This window comes from Streptomyces sp. NPDC058697 (genome assembly GCF_042715345.1).
In the GTDB taxonomy this organism is placed as follows: domain Bacteria; phylum Actinomycetota; class Actinomycetes; order Streptomycetales; family Streptomycetaceae; genus Streptomyces; species Streptomyces liliifuscus.
The window spans coordinates 1-23,461 of record NZ_JBHXSU010000009.1 but is presented as its reverse complement, the minus strand read 5'-3'; the positions used below and the strand labels follow the sequence as shown (position 1 = coordinate 23,461).

Sequence of the window (23,461 nt, the reverse complement as noted above, 5' to 3'; positions counted from 1 at the left end):
ATACGGCCGTCCGGTACGGCCGTTGAGCTACCCATGACCTCTCTCCGCAAGCTGGGTTCGTCCGACCTCGACGTCTTCCCGCTCTCCCTCGGCGGCAACGTCTTCGGCTGGACCGCCGACGAGGCGCAGTCCTTCGCCGTGCTCGACGCGTACACCGCCGCGGGCGGGAACTTCGTCGACACCGCCGACACCTACTCGGCCTGGGTGCCGGGCAACGAGGGCGGTGAGTCGGAGACCGTCCTGGGCGAGTGGCTCGCCGCGCGCGGCAACCGCGCCGACGTCGTCGTCGCCACCAAGGTCGGGGCCCACCCCCGGTACAAGGGTCTGTCCGGGGTGAACATCAAGGCCGCGGCCGACGCGTCGCTGCGGCGGCTGCGGACGGACTACATCGACCTGTACTACACCCACTTCGACGACCCTTCCGTGCCGGTCGAGGAGATCATCACGGCCCTGGACGAGCTCGTCCGCGCCGGCAAGGTACGCGCCATCGCCGCGTCCAACCTCTCGCCCGAGCGCCTTCAGGAGTCCCTCGACCTCTCCGACCGCGAGGGCCTCGCGCGGTACGTCGCGCTGCAGCCCCGGTACAACCTCGTCTCCCGCGACTCGTACGAGGGGCCGCTCCGTGACGTCGCCTCCCGGGCCGGTCTGGCCGTCGTCCCCTACTCCTCGCTCGCCTCGGGCTTCCTCACCGGCAAGTACCGGGCGGGTGCCGTGGTCGACAGCGCGCGGGCCGGGTCGGCGGGGGCGCATCTGGAGTCGGAGCGGGGGCAGCGGGTGCTGGCCGCGCTCGACGAGGTCGCGCGCGAGCGTGGGGCCGAGGTCGCCACCGTGGCTCTCGCCTGGCTCGCCTCCCGGCCGACCGTCGTCGCGCCCATCGCCAGCGCCCGTACGGTGGAGCAGCTTCCGGCTTTGCTGGGGGTGGCCGGGCTTGTCCTCACGGAGGGGGAGTTGGGGAGGCTGACTTCTGCTTCCGGCTCCGGCTCGGGTTCGGGTTCGGGTTCGGGTTCTGGTTCTGGCTGAGGTTGGGGGTGGGGTGCGGTTGCGCCTTTAAGAGCGGTACGGGTTGTATGTGTACGGCGTTGGCGCTGGGTAGCCCTGCCACTGCGGTGCCACCGGTGCCGGAGCCGTCGCCCGCGCCGCGTACAGGAGCGCCGGGCGGGCCGGTTCGCGGCGCGTCCACAGTTCGTGGAGCAGCTCCCGTTCCCGTACGACGAAGTCTGCGCCCGCGCGGCCCTTGCGGCCCCGGTGGCGCAGGAACGCCAGCGATGTCGCGTACGCCTCGTACTCCGCGACCGCCCTGCCCGCCGCGCGTCCGCCGTGGTGCGTGGCGTACTCGCGGGCCAGCCGCCTTGCCTTCATCGAGCCCAGGACGAACGGCTCGGGGGCCGTGAGCCAGCCCGCCAGCGCGTACGCGGGCAACTCTGAGCGGATCGTGCCCAGCTCGCGCTGGCGGGTCCAGATCACCAGCCACGTCAGCAGGCCGAAAGCCGGGACCATGAAGGCCGCGTAGACCGCGAAGAAGCCGTACTCGCCGAACGTCGACGAGCCGTTCCACATCGCGTGCATGCCCATCGCGAGCAGCAGACCGATGATCGGGAGCAGTACGCGGCGGACCTGGTGGCGGTCCGCGGAGAGTGCCGCGATGCCGAAGCCGATGCCCGTGAGCACGGTGAACAGCGGGTGCGCGAACGGCGACATGATCACGCGTACGAAGAAGGTCGCCGCCGTGACGGAGGCGATGCCGCTGCCGCCGCTGAGCTGGTCCGTGCCGAACGCCGTGCCGAGGTACAGGATGTTCTCGGTGAACGCGAAGCCCGTCGCCGTGACGCCGGCTATCACCACGCCGTCGAGGATCCCCGTGAACTCCCTTCTGCGGAACAGGAAGACGAGTAAGACGGCTGCTGCCTTCGCCGACTCCTCGACTATCGGCGCTATGACCGTCGCGCCCAGTGTGTCGGCGCTGGACGGGTCCGCCGTCGCCGTCGCTATCCATCTCGTCGCGAAGCTGTTCGCGACGATGGCTATGAGTGCGGCGGCGCAGGCTCCCCAGGCGAAGGAGAAGAGGAGGTTGCGCCAGGGGCCCGGCTCCACCCTGTCCAGCCAGCGGAACGCGGCGACGAGGAGCGGGACGGGCAGTACGGCGAGGCCCAGGCCCACCAGGAAGCCCTCGGTGCCGGTCTGTTTGCGGACCAGGGCCAGGATGACGAGTCCGGAGAGGGCGAGCAGGGCGGTCAGGGCGGTGTAGCGGACCCACTTGCGCTGCCACCAGTGCGCGGCGCCTCCGGCGGGGATGCCGGGAGGGTAGCCGGGGTGCGGTGGGAACGGGGGACCGGTGGCCATGACAAAGACCCTAACGAGGGAGGGGCGTGGGCCGCGAGAGCGCCCTGTCCGGGCTTGGGGGCTCGGGGGGCGCGGCGGGCGCGGGCGCGGGGGGCGGGGGCGGTGCGTGGTGTGGTTCGCCCGCCTTGTGGAGCCTTCGGCCCGTACTTTGTGTGTTGTGCGGGCCTACTCGCTGTCCGCGGTATGCCGTACGCGGCGGAAGAGCAGATCGTTCACCACGTGTCCCTTGTCCAGGCCCTGGCCCTCGAAACGTGTCAGGGGGCGGAAGTCGGGGCGTGGCGCGAAGCCGCCGTCCGGCTGGGTGTTCTCGAAGTCCGGGTGCGCGGTGAGGACTTCGAGCATGACCTCGGCGTACGGTTCCCAGTCCGTCGCGCAGTGCAGCAGTGCGCCCGGCTTGAGGCGGGACGCGGCGAGGGTGAGGAACTCCGGCTGGATCAGGCGACGCTTGTGGTGGCGCTTCTTGGGCCAGGGGTCCGGGAAATAGACGCGCAGGCCGTCGAGGGAGTCCGGGGTCAGCATCTCGCGGAGCAGGATGATCGCGTCGCCGTTGCCCACGCGGAGGTTGGACAGGCCGGCTCGGTCCGCGAGGTTCAGGAGGTTGCCCTGGCCCGGGGTGTGGACGTCCACGGCGAGGATGCCGGTGGTGGGGTCCTCGGTGGCCATCTGTGCGGTGGCCTCGCCCATGCCGAAGCCGATCTCCAGGACGACCGGGATGTCGGCGGCGAAGAGGTCCCTGAGGTTGAGGGGGTGCCGGCCGTCGATGTCGAGGCCCCACTTGGGCCACAGGCGCTGGAGGGCGTCCGCCTGGCCCTGGGTCACTCGGCTTCTTCGGGGCTGGAAGCTGCGGATTCTTCGCTCGAAGTGGGAGCCGGCGGGGTCGGGGCGGGGGCCGTCGGGGAAGCGGGGTTCGCCCTTTGGGCGGGGGGTTCGGGGCGTGGAGGAGTCAGACACAGTGCGTCGATTTTACGGGGTGGGGGTGGGGGGTGGTTGTGCGGTCCGTTGTGGGGCGGGGCCGTGCCGGTACGTCGAGTCCGCCGCTTGCCGGGTGTACGGCTGTGGGATTGGAGGGAACCGTTTTTGGGAGGAGCTGTATGCGGCGGACTGCGACGTACCGGCACGGCCCCTTCTGTTCGTGGGTCCCTCTCCCGCCGTCCGTCTTCTGGGCTCAGGTGGTGGTCATTGATCTGAGGGCTCGGGCTGCGATCTCTCGACCGATGGGGAGGGAGGCTGTGGCTGCGGGGGAGGGGGCGTTGAGTACGTGGATCGTGCGCGGGGATTCCTGGATCAGGAAGTCGTCCAGGAGGGTGCCGTCCCGTAGGACTGCCTGGGCTCGGACGCCTGCGGTGGTGGGGATCAGGTCTTCGGGGGTGGCGGCCGGGAGCAGGCGGCGGACCGCGTTGGTGAAGGCGTGCTTCGATGCTGAGCGGTGTACTTCGCCGGCTCCGTAGCGCCAGTGGTGTCGGGCCATGCGCCAGGAGCCTGGCCAGGTGAGGGTCTCTGCCAGTTCGCGGGGGCGTACGGTTCGCCAGTCGTAGCCCTCGCGGGCCAGGGCCGGGACCGCGTTGGGGCCGATGTGGACGCTTCCGTCGATGCCCCGGGTGAGGTGGACGCCGAGGAAGGGGAAGGCCGGGTCCGGGACGGGATAGACGAGGCCGTTGACCAGGTCTGGGCGGGCCAGGGTGTAGTACTCGCCTCGGAAGGGGACGATCCGCATTTTGGGGTCGTCGCCGGTGAGGCGGGCGATCCTGTCGCAGTGGAGGCCGGCGCAGTTGACCAGGACTCGGGCGCGGGTGATCGTGCCTTCGGTGGTGCGGACCGCCACTCCGAGGTCGGGGCGGCGGTCGATGTGTGTGACCTCGGCGTCGTATTCGATGTGGGCGCCGGATGCGTCGGCGAGTTGGCGGGCCACGCCCGCGAAGTCGCATACGCCTGTCGTGGCCACGTGGATCGCGGCCAGGCCACGCACCTGGGGTTCGTACTCCGCGATCTGGGAGGCGCCCAGTTCGCGGACCGGAATGCCGTTCTCCCGGCCTCGCTGGACCAGTGCGTGCAGGCGGGGCAGCTCTTCGCGCTCCGTGGCGACGATCAGCTTGCCGGTGACGGCGTGGGCGATGCCGTACTCCGCGCAGAACTTGACCATCTCGGCGGCGCCCCGCACGGCGAAACGGGCCTTGAGGGAGCCCGGGCGGTAGTAGATCCCGCTGTGGATGACGCCGCTGTTGCGCCCGGTCTGGTGCCGGGCCGGGCCGGGTTCCTTCTCCAGCACCGTCACCCGTGTGCCCGGTGCGGCACGCGTGATCGCATACGCCGTCGACAGACCGACGATCCCGCCGCCGATCACCAGCACGTCACAGTCGTAAGCGACCTTCCGCCCCATCTGCCCGCCCCACCTCCAGCCTCCGACTCCCACCCCCGATAGTGCACTGCGCCACTGACAACCCGCTCAAACCCACAGAACACAATGGCAGGGCCGAGGGGAAGGGTGTGTGGTTCCGATCCCAGCAGCGGAGGCAGGTGGCCCCGGTCACGTCATCGGCCGCCCGTGGTCCCGATCACGTCATCAGAGGCATGTAGCTCCGGTCACGTCATCGGAGGCCTGTGGTTCCGGTCACCTTCATCGTGCCCGGTCTCCTGCTTGGTTCCGGTTGCGGGGATGGTGCCGGTTCACGCAGGCCGTGCCCCTTCAGGGGCGCGGGGAACTGCGCGACCAGCCACATCCGGCCGGTATCCCCAAGACCACCCCAGCCACGCAAACGCTCAGGGGGCCTTCCCACTAGGCCGGTGCCATCAGCAACGGCCTGGCCCGCTCGCGCAGCTCCACCACCCGCGGCTCATCCCCGTACGGCTCAAGGCGGTGAAGGAGATCCTTCACGTACTCGGTCGTGCGGGCCGACGAGATGCGCCCCGCGACCTCCACCGCCCGCACCCCCTGCTCGCACGCCGCATCGAGGTTGCCCGACTCGAGTTCGGCGACCGCCGACACCACCAGGCGCAGCCCGTGGGAGCGTACGAACTCCTCCGTCGGCTTCGACAGGGCCTGCTCCGTGAAGCGGCGGACCTGGCGCGGGGCCTTCAGATCGCGGTAGCACTCGGCCGCGTCGGCGGCGAAGCGGTCGTAGCCGTAGAAGCCGAGCCAGGAAGGATCGTGGTCGCCGTCGCGGGCCCGCTCCAGCCAGCCCTCGGCGGCCTTCAGGGCGCCGCCGGCCGCCTGGGCGTCACCCGCGCGCGCGTGGGCCCGTGCCTCGACGAGGCGGAAGAAGCTCATCGTGCGGGCGGTGGCCAGGCCCCGGTTGCGCTCCAGGGCGGCCTGGGCGAGGTCGACGCCCTCGTCGCCGAAGCCCCGGTAGGTCGCCTGGAGGGACATGGAGGCCAGTACGTACCCTCCGAGGGGCACGTCGGCCGCGGCGCGGGCCAGGCGCAGGGCCTGGATGTAGTAGCGCTGGGCGGCCTCCTGCTGGCCCGTGTCGAACGCCATCCAGCCGGCCAGGCGGGTGAGTTCGGCGCTGGCTCCGAAGAGGGCGCGGCCGACCTCGTCCGAGTAGGACCCGAGGAGCAGGGGTGCCGCCTCGACTCGTAAGCATTCCGGCACCATGGACGAACGCCAGTCGCCGCCTCCGTACTTGGAGTCCCAGCGCCTGGCGTCCTCGGCGGCCTCCCGCAGCTTCTGTACGTCGCTGTGGCCGACTTTCAGCGGTGCTCCGGACCCTTCCAGCGGGCTGGCGTCCCGTGCCACCGAGCTGTCGGCCGGGGTTATCAGCCACCGGGACGCGGGAGTTGCGTATGCGCTCACTGCGAATGATCCGGCGAGCGACTGCCAGATGCCGCCGGAGCCGGCCCGGCGTCCGGCGAGATCGAGACGGTAGAGGTCCGTGGCCGATCGCACGGCCTGTCCCACGTCACGAGGAAAGGCGAGGCCCACTTCCGGTGCGGGATCCGCGTCCGCCAGGCCGATCTCGTGGAGCGGCACAGGGCGGCCGAGCTTCTGGCCGATGGCGGCAGCGATGAGGTGCGGCGCGGCACCCTGCGGCACCATGCCTTTCGACACCCAGCGCGCCACCGACGTCTTGTCGTAGCGAAGAGTCAACCCGCGTTGAGCGCCAAGATCGTTGACGCGTCGGGCGAGTCCTGCGTTGCTGATTCCCGCGAGGGCGAGAACGGCGCCGAGTTTTTCGTTCGGCCCGCGTTGCTCCCTGGACATTGCGCCACCCCTCGACACAGACGGCTGCCGCGCGGGTGGTGGCCCAGCGGCATTCGTGCTGCGTCTTCCCGGGCGCCAACCCCTGGAACCCCACCCGCAAAAGCACGTGGCCGAGCCCTCAGGAATATGCCTCCCGCGAAAACACAGGCAAACACAGGGTAGTTCGCCGCATCCCAAGCGTTAAGGGGCATTGTTCCGGATGGCGGGATTGTGGCCCGTGGGCAAGCACAGAGCGTCGTCTCGTGCTCCCGCTGTGTGGCTGTGCGCCTGTCCGTGCGCTCTTCTCCGGCCATCGGGGGAGCGCTTCCATGGATCGTGCGTGGGTCGGCCCGCTGTACTGGATCCAGTGGGCTGGGGGACACCGCCGCCTCCATCCCCGCGGGCGGCGGACCGGTCCGGGAGGCGGACTCCGCCTCCCGGACTGTGCGTTGCGCACAGCATGTACGGAGCGTGTGCACGCGTGTTCGTCCATCACCGATTTGGCTGAATATCGCCCATGCCTTCTGAGGTCAAATACCCCTCCCACCATGGCACTTGAGGGCGCGTTAGGTGTTTTTGGGGAGCGTACCGGGGGCGCATTCACGTCGTCGCCCTTGGGTAAATTCTGTGCGATCGCCGCTCGTCGGGCGTGCGTTCGCATTTTCGGGGGCATCTCCCAGGGGCGCACTCCGGGGAGCACAAGCGGCCGCACCGGCCCTCCCGGGCGCATTCTTCGTGGCAGCATGGTGACCGGTTCGTACGGTGCACTGGTTGTCCACAGCCTGTGGAGGCGGCGATGCGGTGGTTGGTGGGATGGAGCAGTACCGCCGCTCGTGCGCCCGAGATCGGTTCGGCGGGAGCGACGGGCGGCGACGGTGAGACGGTGCACCCGGTGGGGTCCCAACTCCTGTGGGGCGACCCCGATCCGCTCTGGGCGGTCGGTGACTGGCGCCCGGACGAGGTGCGTGTCGTCAAGGCCGACGAGCAGAACCGCATGGCGGTGCTCGGCACCTGCGGAGCCTCCGACGAAGAGCTGCGGGTGGGCCTGTTCGCCGCGCGCGGAGGGGCACTTCGGCATCTGACGGCCTGGTCCGGCAGTTACACGGCCGTCGTCCAGGTGGGCCGCCGCCTCATGGTCTGCGGCGATCTGGCAGGCGTCCGGCCGGTGTTCTACACCCCCTGGGCGGGCGGCACGGCGTACTCGACCGCGGCCCTCCCTCTCGCCGACCTCATCGAGGCCAACCTCGACTTCGGGCACCTGGCGGCCCTGCTCGCCGCTCCCGACGTACCTGCCGCGCTCCAGGACTCGACGCCGTACGAGGGCGTGCGGCGCATTCCGCCGGGGCATGCGCTGATCCTGCGCGCGGGCGCACGCGAGATCGCCGGGTACGAGCAGGTGGCCTCCCTCGCCGTCGCCGCCCCGACCACCGACCCCGACAGCGCGGTGAACGCCGTACGCGACGCCCTGGTCGAGGCCGTACGCGCACGACTCGCCGCCCCGAGGCACGTACCCGGGGCGGACATCGACCCCGGTCCCGTCCCCGGCATGGGCCCCGCGGAGCGGCGCGCCGCGCGCGGCATGCCCGTGCCCGGCATCGGGGCCGACCTCTCCGGAGGACCCGCCTCGGGCACCCTCGCCCTCCTCGCCGCCGGCCTGCCCGGCGCGCCGGGCACCGTCCTGGGCCATGGCACGGGGGCCGGCGAACGCCTCCTCGCGGTCACGTTCAACGACCTGGCGGTGAAGGGCCGGGAGGCCGAACTGGAACGGGCGGGCACGCTGGCCGCCAATCCGCGTCTGCATCATGTGGTGGTGGCCGGAGGCGAAGAGGTCCTCCCCTACGCCGAGTTGGAGGGCCCGCTGACGGACGAGCCGGGGCCCTCCCTGGTGACGGCCGCCCGGCATCGCGCGCGCCTGGCCTCGGGCAGCGCGGACCACTTCACCGGGTACGGCGCGCGTCAGGTCCTCGACGCGCACCCGGCCCGCCTCGCCGACCTGCTGATGGACCGCAAACGACGCCATCTGGTGCGCCCCGTCGCGGCGTTGGCGAAGGCCGACGGTTCCGTCATGGTCCCCGCGCGCGTGTACGGCGCGGCGCGCAAGCTGTCCCGTACGCCCTATCTCGTCGGCATAGAGGGACTCGCCGACCGGCTGCTGCACAAGCGGTTCGAGGAGCCGGGAGGTGCCGTGGGGGCGTCGCTCGCCGCGCTCACGTGGGCCAGACCGGGGCCTGCCGCGCGTTGGCTCACCGGCGAGGCCCTCGCTGAAGTATCGGTTCGCCTGGCGGGGGCGACGACCAGGGGCGGCGTCGGTCCGGGCCAGCGGCCGGGCGATTTCCGCGCCCGCTCCGCCCTGGCGCGGCACGCCTCGGACCTCCGGATCCTGGAACAGGCCGCGGAGGTCCGCTTCCAGCGGCTGCACGCCCCGTTCCTCGACAACCAGGTCGTACGCGCCTGTCGTGCCCTTCCCGAGGCGCTGCGGGTGCAGCCCGGGGCGCGGGCCGCGATCCTCCGTACGGTCCTTGAGGGCGCCGGTGTGGCCGACCTGCCGCCCGGCTGGGGTGCCCCGTCCCACGCGTCCTCCACCGCCGCGGCCCGTACGGGGCTCCGAGTCGCCGTGGACGACCTCGTCTCCCTCTTCGACACGCCTCTCCTCGCCCAGGCGGGCCTGGTCGAGGCCCGAGTCGTCCGCAAGGCCCTCCGGGCCGCGGCCGACGGCGAGGCCCTCCCCCTGGAAGGCCTCGCGGACCTGGTCTCCCTGGAACTGTGGCTCCGCCGCCTCCTCGACCGCCGCGGCACCTGCTGGACGGGGACGCCTGCGCGGCAGCGGGCCGTCCCGGCGGGGATCCGGCCTCAGCGGGGGGCGTTGGGGGCGGGGGCGCGGAGGGGGTAGCGGGGATTTTATTCGCCCCCGCCGCCCCTACCCATTCCCTTCCCCTGGGGGCTGACGTCCCCAGACCCCCACTTGAAATCCAGCCCCTCCGGCGTTTGAGGAGCGGGGGTTCGGGGGCGGAGCCCCCGAGTAGTGACGGGAATGGGTAAGGGCGGCGGGGGCGAAAAACTCGGCCCCGCCGGGGCGGACCGGTGACAATGGGGCCGTGCGGTACAGAATCCTGGGCGTCACCCAGGCAACGGACGCCCAGGGCAAGGACGTGCCCCTGGGCGGCCCCCGCCTCCGCGCACTCCTGACGGCGATGGCCCTGCGCGCAGGCCGAACCACGTCTCCGGAGACCCTCATCGACGAGGTCTGGCCGGACAGCCCCTCACACGCCGCCCCCGCCGCACTCCAGGCCCTCGTCGCCCGCCTCCGCCGAGCCCTCGGCAAGGACGCGATCACATCGGAGCCCGGCGGCTACCGCCTCACCGCCACCCCCGAGGACGTGGACCTGTTCGTCTTCGAACGCCTGGTCCGCGAGGGCAGGGCGCAACTGGACGAAGCCCCGGCGACAGCGGCCCGCACCCTCCGCGAGGCACTCGCCCTGTGGCGCGGCCCGGCCCTGGCCGACCTCCCGGACCGTACGACGGCCGCGACCCGCCCGGAATCCCTCCGCCAGGAGGCGACACGCGCGCGCGTGGAGGCGGACCTGCGCAACGGCCACGCCCACGAGGCCGTACCGGAGCTGAGGGAACTCACCGGGACCCACCCGTACGACGAACCGCTGCACGCCCTCCTCATCAGGGCCCTGCGCGACACCGGCCGCACGGCGGACGCCCTGGCCGCGTACGAGAGTGCCCGCCGGGCCCTGGCGGACGGCCTCGGCACCGACCCGGGCCCGGAACTGCGAGCCCTGCACGGGGAACTGCTGACGCCTCAGCCGCCCCCGGCTCCCACCCCGGGCCCGTACGCCCCCGCCACCCCCTCAAGAGCCGACCGCACCGGCAACATCCGCCCCCGCCTGAATTCCTTCGTGGGCCGGGAACCCGAACTCGACGCCATCCGTTCCGAATTGCACAGGGTCCGTCTCGTCACCCTCACGGGACCGGGCGGATCCGGCAAGACCCGCCTCGCCGAGGAAGCCGCCGCCGGGCATCCGCAGGCATGGCTGGCCGAGCTCGCCCCGCTCGACCGGCCGGAGGCGGTGACCAGCGCGGTTGTCAGCGCCCTCGGTCTGCGCGAGACCGTGCTGAAGACCCACGAGATGACGGTGCAGCAGGACGACCCGGTCGCCCTGCTCATCGAGTACTGCGCCCCGCGCAGCCAGCTCCTGATCCTTGACAACTGCGAACATGTGATCGGCGCCGCGGCCGAGCTCGCCGAGACCCTCCTGACCCACTGCCCGGGCCTCACGATCCTCGCCACCAGCCGCGAACCCCTGGGCGTGCCCGGCGAGTCCGTGCGCCCGGTCGAGCCCCTGCTCCCCGACCCGGCGCACCGCCTCTTCACCGAGCGCGCGGTGGCGGCGCACCCGGACGCCGACATCAGCCACGACCCCGCCGCCGTCGACGAGATCTGCCGCCGCCTCGACGGCCTGCCCCTGGCCATCGAGCTGGCCGCCGCCCGGCTGCGCATGCTCACCCCGCGCCAGATCGCCGACCGCCTCGACGACCGTTTCCGCCTCCTCACCTCCGGAAGCCGCACGGCGCTGCCCCGCCAGCAGACCCTGCGCGCGGTCGTCGACTGGTCCTGGGACCTGCTCGACGACCCCGAGCGGACCGTCCTGCGCGAGCTCTCGGTCTTCGCGGGCGGCTGGGACCTGGACGCCGCCGAGGCCGTGTGCACCGGACCCGTCGCCGAGATCGTCGGCGCGCTCGTCGACAAGTCCCTGGTCGTCGCGACGCCCTGCCGGCGAGGGATCAGCGGTATGCGCTACCGCATGCTGGAGACGATCCACGAGTACGCCGCGGAGCGCGCCGCCGAGACCCCCGAGCTGCGTGCCACGGCCGAGCGCAGGCACCGCGCGTGGGTCCGCGCGCTGGTCGAGGAGGCCGATCCGCTGCTGCGGTCCGCCGACCAGCTCCGGTGGATCGGCCGCCTGGAGTCCGACCTGGACAACATCCGTGCGGCACTCCACCGGGGCCTCGTCGCCGCCGACGAGCCGGAGACGGGCTCCATCGTCCTCGCCATGGGCTGGTTCTGGTGGCTGCGCAACTTCCGCCGGGAGGGCATGACCTGGACGGACCAGGTCCTGCGGCTGGGCGCGGTACTCGACATCCGCTCCGCCGACTCCTCCGTCACCCGTTCGTCCGACCCCTTGCGCACGCGCCACCTCGACGGCGTCGACCCCGTCGAGGCCTACCTCGCCGACCCCGAGGCCGACAAGGAACACCCCTCGCACCGGCTCCGTATGAACCTGCGCGTGCTGAATCTCTTCCTGATGGCGGAGCTCGGCCAGGTCCCGCTGAAGGACGAGCGGATGCTGGGGTACGCCAGGGGTCTGCGGGCCTCCATGGCGCGGGGCGGGCCCGACGCGGCGAGGTTCCCCGGCATCATCTGGCCGCTGATGGCGTTCGTTCTCGGCAACACCGAAGGCATCCGGCACGACATGGAGATGTCACTCGCCAACTGCCGGGAGCACGGCGGTGACTGGGAGATCGGCGCGGCCCTCCTGTTCTGCGTCCATGTGGCCGTGGACAGCCCCGGAGGTATGGAGGGCGTCGAGGAGACCCTCGCGGAGCTGCGAACCGTCGCCCGGCGCGCGGGGGACCGCTGGATGCTCGCCCAGATGAGCAGTGCGGGCGGCGAGGCGGCCATGGCCCGCAGCCGTTTCGACCAGGCGAGGAGCGAGTTCGAGGAGGCCCTGCGGCTCGCGGTCGAGGTGGGGGCGTATGTGGAGACGCCGTTCCTCATCGCCCGCCTGGGCGAGATCGCCTACTACGTGGGAGACCGGGCCACGGCTCTCGCGGCGCTGGAAGAGGCGACGACCGCGGCCGATCGCTACGCGGTCCCGGACTCAAGGGCGTTCGTCCTGCTCATGCGGTCGCAGATGGCCTTCGACGACCAGGACTTCGTACGGGCCCGCGAACTGCACGAGGCGGCCCATGCGGAGATGGAGCGCGGCACACCGCCGGCCCAGTTCCTCGCCGCGCTGAACGGCCTCGGCGCGCTGCTGACCGCGGTCGAGACGAGCCCCGGGCACGGGCTGCGCAAGCTGGCCGACACCCTGCGCGAGGCCGCGTCGGCGCGGTGCTCGGAGGTGGTCCTCGCCACGCTGGCCGAGCGGGCTGCGGGCGTCCTCAGCGACATCGACGACCACGCGCGCGCGGTCCGCCTCCTCGCCGCGGGCTCCCGCTGGCGCCGAGGACACCCCCGTCCGCTGCCCTACAGCCAGGAGTCCGACCGCGTCGAGGCCGTCGCCCTGTCCCATCTGGGCCGACGGGCGTACGACACCGAGCGGCGCACCGGGGCGGCCCTCACCCCGGAGGACGTCCTACGGGAACTCACCGAAGCGTCGGCCACGGCCACGGTCGTGGCCACAGCCACAGCCACAGCCACAGCCACGGACAGCGGCAGCCGCAGTCACTGACACCGGAACCGCGAATCCGCCCAGTCCGCCAACGCCACCGAGTCGAAGGGTGAATGCGGCTCGACGACCAGGCGGATCGTTTTCCTGCCGGTCAGATCCACATGCACGGGCACCGCGCCTCGACCGCCCTGAACCAGCCCCGACTGCCACATCCGGGCCCCGTCAGCGAAGACGGAGAACCGCACCTGGCCGAGCCCCATCGTCATGTCGTCGACACCGACCACCGCGTCGTACGAGGAACACGTGCGGTTGAGATCGATGGTGACCGAGGCGGCGCCGTGGACGGTGACACCGTTCGCGTACGACGTGTCGGCGATCGACATGCCGTACCGCTGCCAGACCCAGCTGCTCTCGCCGAGCCGCATCTCGGGCTTGGTGCCGTCGCCGGTGGCGCCGTACTCCAGCTGGTTCCACTGGAAGACCGCCGGGGGAGCCGGCGGAGGGGGCGGCTTCGGGGCCGGCGCGGGGGGAGGCGTGGGCGTCGGCTTCGGCGGGGGAGTCGGTTTCGGAGTGGGACTGGGAGTGGGCGTGGGCGTCGGGGTGGGGCTCGGCGTGGGACGCGGCGAGGGCGCCACGATGGGCACCGGCCGGTTCGGCGCGGGCTCCGCCTTCGGGGGCTTCGGCGACGGCGACGGTACGCGCGGTTCGACGACGGGCGGCGGGGACGGATCCGGCTCGGCCACGGGGTCCTTGGGCTTCACCTCGTCACCGGCCAGCGCGAGCGCCACCACCGCGATGGCCGCCGCGACGACACCGGCCGCGATACCCGCCTTCACGGGCGCCCCGAGCCCTTCGGCGGCGGCCCCGCCACCTGCGCCGGCCCCTCCGGAGCTGCCGCCCGCCGCCGACGCGGCCCCCGCGGCACCGGCCGCGCCCACGCCGGCCCCGCCCGCGATGAGCCCGGCCGCCTTCGCGTACCCGGCGGCACCGAACCAGCCGATGACGGCGATCGGTACGACCGCGGGAATCCCGCTGGCGACTTCCTTGATCTGACCGGCGGCGAGCCGGCACTTGGCGCACTCCTCCAGGTGCTTGCGCAGCCCGCGCTCGGCGCGCGTGCGCAGACCTCCGCGCGCGTACGCGCCGAGCCGGTCGGCGTAGCGCGCGCACTCCTCGTCGGAGGTGAGCGTGACACTCACATGGGCCTGGAGATATGCCTGCTTGAGACCTTCGCGGGCCCGACTGGCAAGGACGCGCGTGCCGTTGGCGTCCAGCCCGAAGAGCGTGGCGACCTCGCTCGGCGACTCGTCCTCGACCTCGGTGTGCCAGAGCACGGCCTGCCACCGCTCAGGCAGCGACCGGAACGCCTGCATGGCCATCGACTGCTCGGCCACGTGCATCGCCCGTACGTCGGCGCCCAGGTCCAGCGTGTCGTCGTCGGACACCTCGGAGCCGCGCGCGGACTGTGCCGCGAACACGGCGAAGTCGTCGACCAGCTGCTCGCGCCTCGCCGACTTGGTCCAGCTCGCCGCGACACGTCGTACGGTCGTCAGCAGATAGGCGCGGACGGCGTGCTCGGGGCCGCGCCCGCCGCGTACGGCCTGGAGCATGCGGGCGAAGACCTCGGCCGTGAGGTCGTCCGCGGTGTGGGCGTCCCGGCAGCAGGTGCGCGCGTACCGGCGGACGGCGTCCGCGTGGCGCCTGAACAGTTCCTCGTACGCGGTGTCGTCGCCCGAGCGCATCCGCCCGATCAGCTCGGCGTCGGCGGGCGGCATCTCGATCGGGGGCGGCAGTACGCCGCTGTCGTGCCACTCGCGCCGCTCCCGCTGCGGCGGAACACCGGCTTCGGGGACGGCGCCTCCGGCCGGCCGGCCTCCCTGGCTCGGTACCTGCGGCGACGGCAGCCCACCGGCCTCCGCGCCACCCTCACCGGGTGACTCGTCCCGCCCGTCAACGCTCATCGCGGAAAGCCCCCGCCTGCACACTCGGACCCGAACACCGGGAAAGAGTGCCACACGGACCCACCGCTGTTACCCGGAGGAACGGACCAACCACTCGTCCGTGGAGACTTGCCGAACCACAGCACTACCGTTCACCCGAACGGGGAAGACTCAACCACCTCAGCGCCCCGTAAGGGGCGCGGGGAACTGCGCGATCAGCCCCCACACCCCCGCACCCGACAACGAACCCGAACCCGCCCCGCCCGAGGCACCCGCACCCGCGCACGCGGCCCGGGGCGTCACGCCGGCCGCGACCGAAGCCCCTCCAACAGAATGTCCAGCAACCGAGCCGAAGCCGCAGCCTGCTGAGCCGCATCCGGCAAGGACGGCGCCGCCGTGGCGATCACCAGCAGCACGTCCGACACCGTGACGTCCGGACGCAGTTCGCCCGCCGCCCGCGCCCGGTCCACGAGCCGCCCCACGACCTCCAGCAGCTGCGCCGTACCGGCGTCGTCCTCGATCCCCACGACGCCCACGGTCTCCTGCGGGGGAGCCGGCCGCTGCTCGACGAGCCGCAGCTCGGGCGAGAGCGGCTGGGACCGCTGCTGCGGCACCCGCGTCTCGTCGAGGACCGTGCCCTCGGCTCCCTCGTCACCGACGCCCACCCGCAGGATCTGCGGAGGCAGCAGCCGCCCGGCACCCGAGGCCACCGACGTCCGCAGGAAGCGCGAGAGCGCCGACCACGGCTCGTCCTCCTGACCCAGCGCCGAACGCGCCTGGTCGGTCAACCGGGAGGTCTCCTCCTCGGCTATCCGCCGGACCAGGACGTCCTTGCTCGGGAAGCGCCGGTACACCGTGCCGACACCGACGCGGGCGCGCCGCGCCACGTCCTCCATCGGCGCGCCGTACCCCAGCTCGCCGAAGACCTCACGGGCCGCGCGAAGTACGTGCTCCAGATTGCGCTGTGCGTCCACGCGCAGTGGCGTCGTGCGCGACGGGTCTCCCACGCCGCGTCCGTTCGATGCCGCCGCACTGATCGCGCCGCCCGCTCCGATGGCAGACGCGGAAGACCATTGAGAGTCCTGAATGTGCATATGTGTTCCCCCGGTAATGACGTCTCCCCCCGGAGACTCTCCCCGCCATTGACAGCCGGAGCGAGCGGAACAGCCTTCGCCGCGCGGTCTCGCCGCACGGACCCGTCGAGCGCATCCCCCTACACCCCGATGACACACGAACATAGTTGAGTGGGGGTCAATTCAGAAGGGGCAGGTTCCGCACGGAGCGCCCCCCGATCGGACTACGGGCCGCATACGTCCCGGTTGCGCCCCCTACTTCCACCCCGCTCACACCCGCTGACCTGCGAAGCTTCCCCGCACTCCGGCAAATCGGCCAACCGTGCGCGTCTCAGGCGCCCGGTCACACAAATTGACGGGCCTGTGGACAAACTCCCGTAGCCGGTGCGTCATGGGTGAGTGAAGGAACGTGCGCGCATTCTCGTTGTCGGCGGCGGCTACGTCGGGATGTACACCGCTCTCGGGCTCCAGCGGAAGCTGAAACCCGAGCTCAGGCGGGGCGACGTGGAAATCGTCGTGGTGACGCCCGACCCGTACATGACGTATCAGCCGTTCCTGCCCGAGGCCGCCGCGGGCTCGATCTCACCGCGTCATGTCGTCGTGCCGCTGCGCCGCGTACTCGACCAGTGCCGGGTCGTCATCGGCGAGGCCGCGTCCATCGACCACGCCAAGCGCACCGCGACCCTCACCACCCTCGCCACCGAGGAGGAGGGCACGGGCCCCGAGCAGATCACGTACGACGAACTCGTGCTGGCCCCCGGCTCCGTCTCCCGGACCCTTCCGATCCCCGGGCTCGCCGAGTACGCCATCGGCTTCAAGACCGTCGAAGAGGCCATCGGGCTGCGCAACCACGTCATCGAGCAGATGGACATCGCCTCCTCCACCCGCGACCCCGCGATCCGCGACGCCGCCCTGACCTTCGTCTTCGTAGGGGGCGGTTACGCCGGAGTGGAGGCCCTCGGCGAGCTGGAGGACATGGCCCGCTACGCCGCGCGCTACTACCACAACGTCAAGGCCGACGACATGAAGTGGATCCTCGTCGAGGCCTCGAACCGCATCCTCCCCGAGGTCGGCGAGGACATGGGCAGGTACACGGTCACCCAGCTGCGCCGCCGCAACATCGACGTACGCCTGGAGACCCGCCTCGACTCCTGCGCGGACCGCGTCGCCGTCCTCAGCGACGGGGCGCGCTTCCCGACCCGTACGGTCGTGTGGACCGCAGGCGTGAAACCGCACCCCGTCCTCGCGGCCACCGACCTCCCGCTGAACGAACGCGGCCGCCTGAAGTGCACCGCCCAGCTGACCGTCGACGGCACCACGCACGCGTGGGCCGCGGGAGACGCCGCCGCCGTCCCGGACGTCACCGCCGCCGAGCCCGGCACGGAGACCGCCCCCAACGCCCAGCACGCCGTGCGCCAGGCCAAGGTCCTCGCCGACAACATCGCCCGCTCCCTGCGCGGCGAGCCCCTGGAGACGTACGCGCACAAGTACGTCGGCTCGGTCGCCTCCCTGGGACTGCACAAGGGTGTCGCGTTCGTCTACGGGCGCAAGCTGAAGGGCTACCCTGCCTGGTTCATGCACCGCGTCTACCACCTGAGCAGGGTGCCCACCTTCAACCGGAAGGCTCGCGTGCTCGCCGAATGGATCCTGTCGGGGCTCTTCAAGAGGGAGATCGTCTCCCTCGGTTCGCTCGAACATCCCCGTGCGGAGTTCGAACTCGCGGCCGGTGGAAAGCCTCCTCAGAACCCGAAGGGGTCGTCCTGACCGGACCAAGGAACTCCACAGGCCGCGCCCGCGTCTGACGGATGTCGGTCCGGTCGGACACACTGGTCCACACCATGGGCGGGCCGACCGCTCGCCCTTCAAACCCACGAGGCCTGTCCCACTGTGAACTTCACGCGCTGGAGCGCCCGGCTCCCCGGAACGCAGCGCCGCGCGGCAGCGCGGACCGAGGATTCGCCGACGGCGCTCCCTTCGGAGGGCTCCGTGCCCGCGGCACGCGCCGAGCGGCTGTCCGACGCGGCGCTCCTGCCCGTCGTCGACGAGCTGCCGGTCCGCGAGGTCCTCGACCGCATCCCGGCCCTCGTCGCCCTGGTCCAGGGCCCGGACCACCGCCTCGCGTATGTGAACGACGCCTATGTGGCGGCCTTCGGCGTCCGCCCGGCCGGCGAGCCCGCGCGCGTCGCGCTGCCCGAGCTGGCCGAGATCGGCCTGATGCCGCTCCTCGACCAGGTCCTGCGCAGCTCCAAGCCCCGTACGGTCAAGTCCCGCAAGGCACCGGGCGGCCGTTCGTACACATTCACGTGCACACCGGTCGAGGTCTCGGCCACCCCCGAAGGGGGTGGCGTACTGATCTTCGCCGCCGACGTCACCGACCACGCCGAGGCCGCCGAGCGGCTGCGCGCCAGCGAGCGCCGGCAGCGCGAGACCGCCGTCACCCTCCAGCGCTCCCTGCTGCCCCAGGAGCTCGAAGAGCCCGACGACCTGCGCGTCGCCGCCACCTACCACCCCGGCGGCACGGAGGCCGCGGTCGGCGGCGACTGGTACGACGTGATCACCCTCGGCGGCGGCCGCACCGCCCTCGTCATCGGCGACGTGATGGGCCGCGGCGTCCGCGCGGCGGCCGTCATGGGCCAGCTCCGCACGGCCGTCCGGGCGTACGCCCGCCTCGATCTGCCCCCGCACGAGGTCCTCCAGCTGCTGGACGGCCTCGCCATGGAGATCGACGCCAACCAGATCGCCACCTGCGCGTACGCCGTCCACGACCCGAACGAGGGCCGGCTGGTGTACGCCTCCGCCGGCCACCTCCCGATCCTCGTCCGCGACGAGAGCGGCACGGTCCTGCGCGCCGACGAACCCACCGGCCCCCCGCTCGGCACGGGCGGCTGGATGCACGCCTCCGGCTCGATCCCCCTCGGCCCCGGCTCCACCGCCGTGCTCTACACCGACGGCCTGGTCGAGCGCCGCGACGCCGACCTGGACGAGGGCATCGCCTCCCTGGAGCGCGCCCTCGCCGGCGCCACAGGCACCCCCCAGGTGGTCTGCGACCGCCTGGTCCGCTCGGCGGGCGTGACGGCCGACCACGACGACGACGTGGCCGTCCTGGTCCTCCAGCACCCGGCTCGTACGGGACCGGACAGCGAGCTCTTCCGCAACGCCGCTCTGGAACTGCTCGGCGGAGTCGAAGCGGCCCCACGCGCGCGTGCCTTCGCCTCCGGCGTCCTCACCAGCTGGCGCTTCCCGACCGACCTGCACGACCTCGGCGTACTGGCCGCGAGCGAGCTCGTCGCCAACTCCCTCCAGCACGGCACCCCGCCGATGCGCCTCAGGCTCCGCCGCACCGACCGGCGCCTCATCGTCGAGGTCACCGACGGCGACGACCACCTCCCGCGCCGCCGCCGCGCCGAGCCCGCCGACGAGTCCGGCCGGGGCATCGCGATCGTCGCCACCATCGCCTCGAACTGGGGCTCCCGCCGCACCCCGGGCGGCGGCAAGGCGGTCTGGTGCGAGTTCGCACTCCCGCGCACCACCTGACCGGAAGCGGCCCACCACCTGCCCCAGAAGCCGCCCACCACCTGACCTGGAAGCCACGCCCCATCTGACCCACAGGCCGCGCGGCATCTGGTCGGACCCGGCCGGCGGTGCTAGTAGCTCACCCATGGCTAGCTCACCTCAGGCAGACGAAACGGGTTTTCAGCTCAAGGGCAGCGCTCCCGAGCGCTACGAGGAGTACAGCGCACCGATCATGGCGCCGTTCGTCGAGGCGCTGCTTGACGCCGTGGACCTGTGTCCGGGCCACCAGGTCCTCGACGTGGCCTCCGGCACCGGCTTCGTGGCCCGCGCGGCCGCCGCCCGGGTCGGCCCCACGGGCCATGTCGCGGCCGCCGACTTCAACGAGGCCATGCTCAAGGTGGCCGCCGCCAAGGCACCCCGCATGTACCCGGACATCGAGTTCACCGTGGCCCCCGCCGACCACCTCCCCCATCCGGACGACACGTTCGACGCCGTCCTCTGCCAGCAGGGCGTCCAGTTCTTCCCCGACCTCGGCGCGGCCCTCGTAGAGGCGTCCAGGGTCCTGCGCGTCGGCGGCCGATACGCCGCCACCGCCTGGGCCGCCTGGGACCGCTCCCCGTACTTCGTGGCCCACCACCGGGCGATCGCGGAGTACGGCGGCCCGGAGGCCGAGGCGCACTTCGCGATGGCCTTCTCCTGCCCCGCAGAACGCCTCACGGCCGCCCTGACCGCAGCCGGCTTCCACGACGTGGTCAGCCATGACGTCACCTTCGGCATCACCCTGCCCCAGCTCGCCGCCTTCGCCCGCGGCCACCTCTCGGCCGTCCCCTGGGGCCAGGCCATCGAGGACGCGGGCGGCCGGGAAGCCCTCACACAGGCCGCCGAAGCGGTGGGCGCGACCCTCACCGACCACACGAACCCCGACGGCACGGCAACACTCCCGTTCACATCCACCCTGGTGACAGCCGTCCACTGAACACCGCCAGGCAAAACACAGAACGGCCGCCACCACATCAGTGGTGACGGCCGTCCTCAGTTCACAGGGCTCGGTACGCCCGTCAGGCCGCGGTCTGCACCACATCCGCCGAAGCCCCGCCCCGCGCCACAACCCGGCTCTTCGCCAGCGACGGCTGATTCTGCAGGGGAGTGAGCTGCTTCCCCAGCCGCACCGCCAGGAACGTGATCCCCAACGAGAACAGCAGAAACGTCACGACGTACGGAGCATGCAGCGAGGCCCCCATGGGCCCGCCCACCGCGGGACCGACCGCGAGCGCCAGCTGCTTCACCAGGGCGAAGGCGGAGTTGTACTGCCCCGCCATCCCGCTCGGCGCCAGATCGGCGACCAGCGGCGCCACGGTCGGCGACAGCATCGCCTCCCCGAGCCCGAACAGCGCGTACGTCGACACGAAGGCGGCCGTCGCCATGGTCTGGCTGCCGTGCCCGAGCCCCGCGTACCCGGCGACGACCCAGGCGAAGGCCCAGATCAGCCCGACAGCGGCGATCACCCGGGACCGCTTCCGCCGCTCGACGAACCGCAGCACGGCGAACTGGGCGACCACGATCATCGCCGTGTTCGCGGCAAGCGCGGTCCCGAGCGCGGACGTGGAGATCCCCGCCGCCTCGACGCCGTACGCACTCAGCCCCGACTCGAACTGCCCGTAGCAGGCGAAGAACAGCACGAAGCCCACCACACACAGCTGCACCATGGCCCGATTGCCGAGCAACTGCTTCCAGCTGCCCCTGGCCTCGCCGGGAGCACCCTCGACCTTGGCCGTACGCGGCATCCTCACGGTCGCCATGAGCACCACGAGCAGCAGGAACATCGCCGCCTCGATCGAGAACAGCAGTGTGAACGAGCTCGCCCGCGAGGCGTCGACGAGATGACCGCCGATGAGCCCGCCGACCCCGAGCCCGAGGTTCTGCAGGAAGAACTGGGTGGCGAAGGCGCGCGACCGCGTCTCGGCCGACGAGAAGTCCACGATCATCGTCGCGAGCGCCGGCTGCATCACGGCCTGACCGGCACCGAGCGCGGCCGCGGACAACAGCACGGTCGTCGAGCTGCTCGCGAGCCCGAGGCTCAGCGCTCCGACGGCGGCGGTGACCAGGGCGGCGAGCAGCACCGGCAGCGGGCCCCGGCGGACGATGGCCCGCCCCGCGAACGGCAGCACCACGAGCGCGGCCACGGCGAAGACGGCGAGTACGAGACCCGCCGTCATCGCACCGAGATCCCGTACCTGCGCCACATAGACGTACAGATACGGGACGGTAAAGCCGAGCCCGAACGCGCTGAGTGCGTTGCCCACATGGATCCGGCGCATCTCAGCGCCCATCGCCCTGGTCACTTTCACCTGCCTTGGTAGGGGAAGTCTTACGTCTGCCTCAGGAGTTAGAGGTGAAGACTTCGAAGCTAAAGTTAGGATCTAAACAGTACATCCTGAAGGACTTCAACGCCAAGCGAGCGCGTGCCATACTGCGGCCATGGGTGACACCCGCCGCGTCAGCGAGCCGACGATCGAAGAGCAGATCGCCGCCTACCAGCGCGAATTCCAGGACCTCGACCCCCAGGTCGAGAAGATCGTCTCGGCGCTGGGCCGTCTGAACCGCCGCATGAACGTCGCCTACGGCCGCCAGACCGCCACCCTCGGCATCAGCAACGCCGAGTGGGAGGTCCTCAAGGCCCTCGTCCTGTCCGGCGCCCCCTACCGAATGGGCCCGAGCGACCTCGCCAAGCGGCTCGGTCTCACCCCGGCCGCCATGACCCACCGCATCGACCGCATGGTCGCGGAGGGCCTGGTCACCCGGGAACGCGACGAGTCCAACCGGGTACGCGTCATCGTGGAGCTCACCGAAGAGGGGCGCTCGAAGTGGCTGGCGGCCATGCGTCTCGCCTCCGTCTTCGAGGAGGACCTGCTCCAGGACCTCTCCCCGGAGGAGCGCGGCGTCCTGGGCGAGGTGCTGACCCGACTGCTGCGCCGCGTGGAGCACGCCCAGCCGGACGCGGGCGGCCGGCTCACCGACCTTGACTGAGGCCCGAGTTGGGGCTCGGCCCCGGCTCGGACTTCCTGCCCGCCGCTGGTTTGCCGGACGGTCGCCCGGGGGAGACTTGACACTCCCCCCGTCGGTCCGTAAGGTTCTTCGAGTTGCCACGGGGCCGTAACGGTTCTGCGGTTGCACCTCCGCCGCAGAAGCGGCACACCAAACCATCAGCACGATCTCCCCAACGGGGCGAATTCGGCGTGCCCGAATTCAATTCGATTTGGGGTCGGCAGCCCGATTAGGAACTGCCGAGAGGATCCGCTAACGTTTGGAACGTCGGAACGGCCCAACAGCCGTAAAGACAAACCCGGTTGACGGGGAGTCAGACCCGAAAGGATCTGATACAGTCAACACCGCCGGAAGGCCGAAAGGCTGGAAAGCACCGAGGAAATCGGATCGGAAAACGGTCTGATAGAGTCGGAAACGCAAGACCGAAGGGAAGCCCGGAGGAAAGCCCGAGAGGGTGAGTACAAAGGAAGCGTCCGTTCCTTGAGAACTCAACAGCGTGCCAAAAATCAACGCCAGATATGTTGATACCCCGTCCACCACATCATGTGGTGGGTGGAGGTTCCTTTGAAAAAGTCCTGCCGGGCATTGTTTCGGCAGGCGCACAGCGAGGACGCAGTGAATCATCGATCCTATTCCGATCGGTGGTTCCGCTCTCGTGGTGTCGTCCCGATTACGGGAATACATTCACGGAGAGTTTGATCCTGGCTCAGGACGAACGCTGGCGGCGTGCTTAACACATGCAAGTCGAACGATGAAGCCCTTCGGGGTGGATTAGTGGCGAACGGGTGAGTAACACGTGGGCAATCTGCCCTTCACTCTGGGACAAGCCCTGGAAACGGGGTCTAATACCGGATAACACTCGCCGAGGCATCTCGGTGGGTTGAAAGCTCCGGCGGTGAAGGATGAGCCCGCGGCCTATCAGCTTGTTGGTGAGGTAGAAGCTCACCAAGGCGACGACGGGTAGCCGGCCTG

Annotated in this window: 14 protein-coding genes and 1 rRNA gene; 8 read left to right on the top strand and 7 right to left on the bottom strand. The window is 71.3% G+C overall.

Annotated features, from left to right (window positions below):
- Nucleotides 1–33 precede the first annotated feature (33 nt).
- Nucleotides 34–1,020 carry an aldo/keto reductase gene (locus tag ACFWXQ_RS22110; RefSeq protein ID WP_383953796.1) on the top strand — a complete coding sequence of 329 codons (987 nt, stop codon included), beginning with the start codon at nt 34–36 and terminating at the stop codon, nt 1,018–1,020.
- Between the two features lie 27 nt (nt 1,021–1,047).
- Here ACFWXQ_RS22110 and ACFWXQ_RS22105 read toward each other — a convergent pair whose 3' ends face one another.
- From ACFWXQ_RS22105 to ACFWXQ_RS22090, 4 genes are all read right to left on the bottom strand, one after another.
- Nucleotides 1,048–2,340, bottom strand: coding sequence for a PrsW family intramembrane metalloprotease (locus ACFWXQ_RS22105; protein WP_383953798.1), 1,293 nt, complete (start codon nt 2,338–2,340; stop codon nt 1,048–1,050).
- A gap of 165 nt (nt 2,341–2,505) precedes the next feature.
- Nucleotides 2,506–3,291, bottom strand: coding sequence for a tRNA (guanosine(46)-N7)-methyltransferase TrmB (trmB, locus tag ACFWXQ_RS22100; protein WP_383953799.1), 786 nt, complete (start codon nt 3,289–3,291; stop codon nt 2,506–2,508).
- A gap of 214 nt (nt 3,292–3,505) precedes the next feature.
- A complete protein-coding gene (lhgO, locus tag ACFWXQ_RS22095) occupies nt 3,506–4,717 on the bottom strand; it encodes an L-2-hydroxyglutarate oxidase (RefSeq protein WP_383953801.1) in 1,212 nt (403 codons plus the stop codon).
- A 396-nt stretch (nt 4,718–5,113) separates the two neighbouring features.
- Entirely contained in the window at nt 5,114–6,538 is a 1,425-nt protein-coding gene (locus ACFWXQ_RS22090; protein WP_143643663.1) for an MFS transporter, read from the bottom strand.
- Nucleotides 6,539–7,313: 775 nt separating this feature from the next.
- On the opposite strand from ACFWXQ_RS22090, the gene ACFWXQ_RS22085 reads away from it, so the two are divergent.
- Nucleotides 7,314–9,407 (top strand): asparagine synthase-related protein, encoded by a 2,094-nt coding sequence (locus ACFWXQ_RS22085; protein WP_383953803.1) that lies wholly within the window; start codon nt 7,314–7,316, stop codon nt 9,405–9,407.
- Nucleotides 9,408–9,612: 205 nt separating this feature from the next.
- A complete protein-coding gene (locus ACFWXQ_RS22080; protein ID WP_383953508.1) occupies nt 9,613–12,978 on the top strand; it encodes a BTAD domain-containing putative transcriptional regulator in 3,366 nt (1,121 codons plus the stop codon).
- Here the strand turns inward: ACFWXQ_RS22080 and ACFWXQ_RS22075 are convergent.
- Both ACFWXQ_RS22075 and ACFWXQ_RS22070 read right to left on the bottom strand, forming a co-directional pair.
- The gene (locus ACFWXQ_RS22075; protein ID WP_383953506.1) at nt 12,972–14,879 is read right to left on the bottom strand and encodes a sigma-70 family RNA polymerase sigma factor; all 1,908 of its coding nucleotides are present in this window, start codon (nt 14,877–14,879) and stop codon (nt 12,972–12,974) included. The genes ACFWXQ_RS22080 and ACFWXQ_RS22075 overlap by 7 nt on opposite strands.
- A 278-nt stretch (nt 14,880–15,157) precedes the next feature.
- Nucleotides 15,158–15,952 (bottom strand): TetR/AcrR family transcriptional regulator, encoded by a 795-nt coding sequence (locus ACFWXQ_RS22070; RefSeq protein WP_383953504.1) that lies wholly within the window; start codon nt 15,950–15,952, stop codon nt 15,158–15,160.
- A 378-nt stretch (nt 15,953–16,330) separates the two neighbouring features.
- On the opposite strand from ACFWXQ_RS22070, the gene ACFWXQ_RS22065 reads away from it, so the two are divergent.
- From ACFWXQ_RS22065 to ACFWXQ_RS22055, 3 genes are all read left to right on the top strand, one after another.
- Nucleotides 16,331–17,695 carry an NAD(P)/FAD-dependent oxidoreductase gene (locus tag ACFWXQ_RS22065; protein WP_383953502.1) on the top strand — a complete coding sequence of 455 codons (1,365 nt, stop codon included), beginning with the start codon at nt 16,331–16,333 and terminating at the stop codon, nt 17,693–17,695.
- 123 nt (nt 17,696–17,818) lie between these two features.
- Nucleotides 17,819–19,465, top strand: coding sequence for a SpoIIE family protein phosphatase (locus ACFWXQ_RS22060; protein ID WP_383953500.1), 1,647 nt, complete (start codon nt 17,819–17,821; stop codon nt 19,463–19,465).
- Nucleotides 19,466–19,589: 124 nt separating this feature from the next.
- Nucleotides 19,590–20,420, top strand: coding sequence for a class I SAM-dependent methyltransferase (locus ACFWXQ_RS22055; RefSeq protein ID WP_383953498.1), 831 nt, complete (start codon nt 19,590–19,592; stop codon nt 20,418–20,420).
- 82 nt (nt 20,421–20,502) lie between these two features.
- Here the strand turns inward: ACFWXQ_RS22055 and ACFWXQ_RS22050 are convergent, their stop codons facing one another.
- A complete protein-coding gene (locus tag ACFWXQ_RS22050) occupies nt 20,503–21,774 on the bottom strand; it encodes an MFS transporter (protein WP_383953496.1) in 1,272 nt (423 codons plus the stop codon).
- Between the two features lie 148 nt (nt 21,775–21,922).
- Here ACFWXQ_RS22050 and ACFWXQ_RS22045 point away from each other — a divergent pair, with 148 nt between their 5' ends.
- Nucleotides 21,923–22,471, top strand: coding sequence for a MarR family winged helix-turn-helix transcriptional regulator (locus tag ACFWXQ_RS22045; RefSeq protein WP_383953494.1), 549 nt, complete (start codon nt 21,923–21,925; stop codon nt 22,469–22,471).
- Between the two features lie 701 nt (nt 22,472–23,172).
- A 16S ribosomal RNA gene (locus ACFWXQ_RS22040) occupies nt 23,173–23,461 on the top strand; the annotation flags it as partial.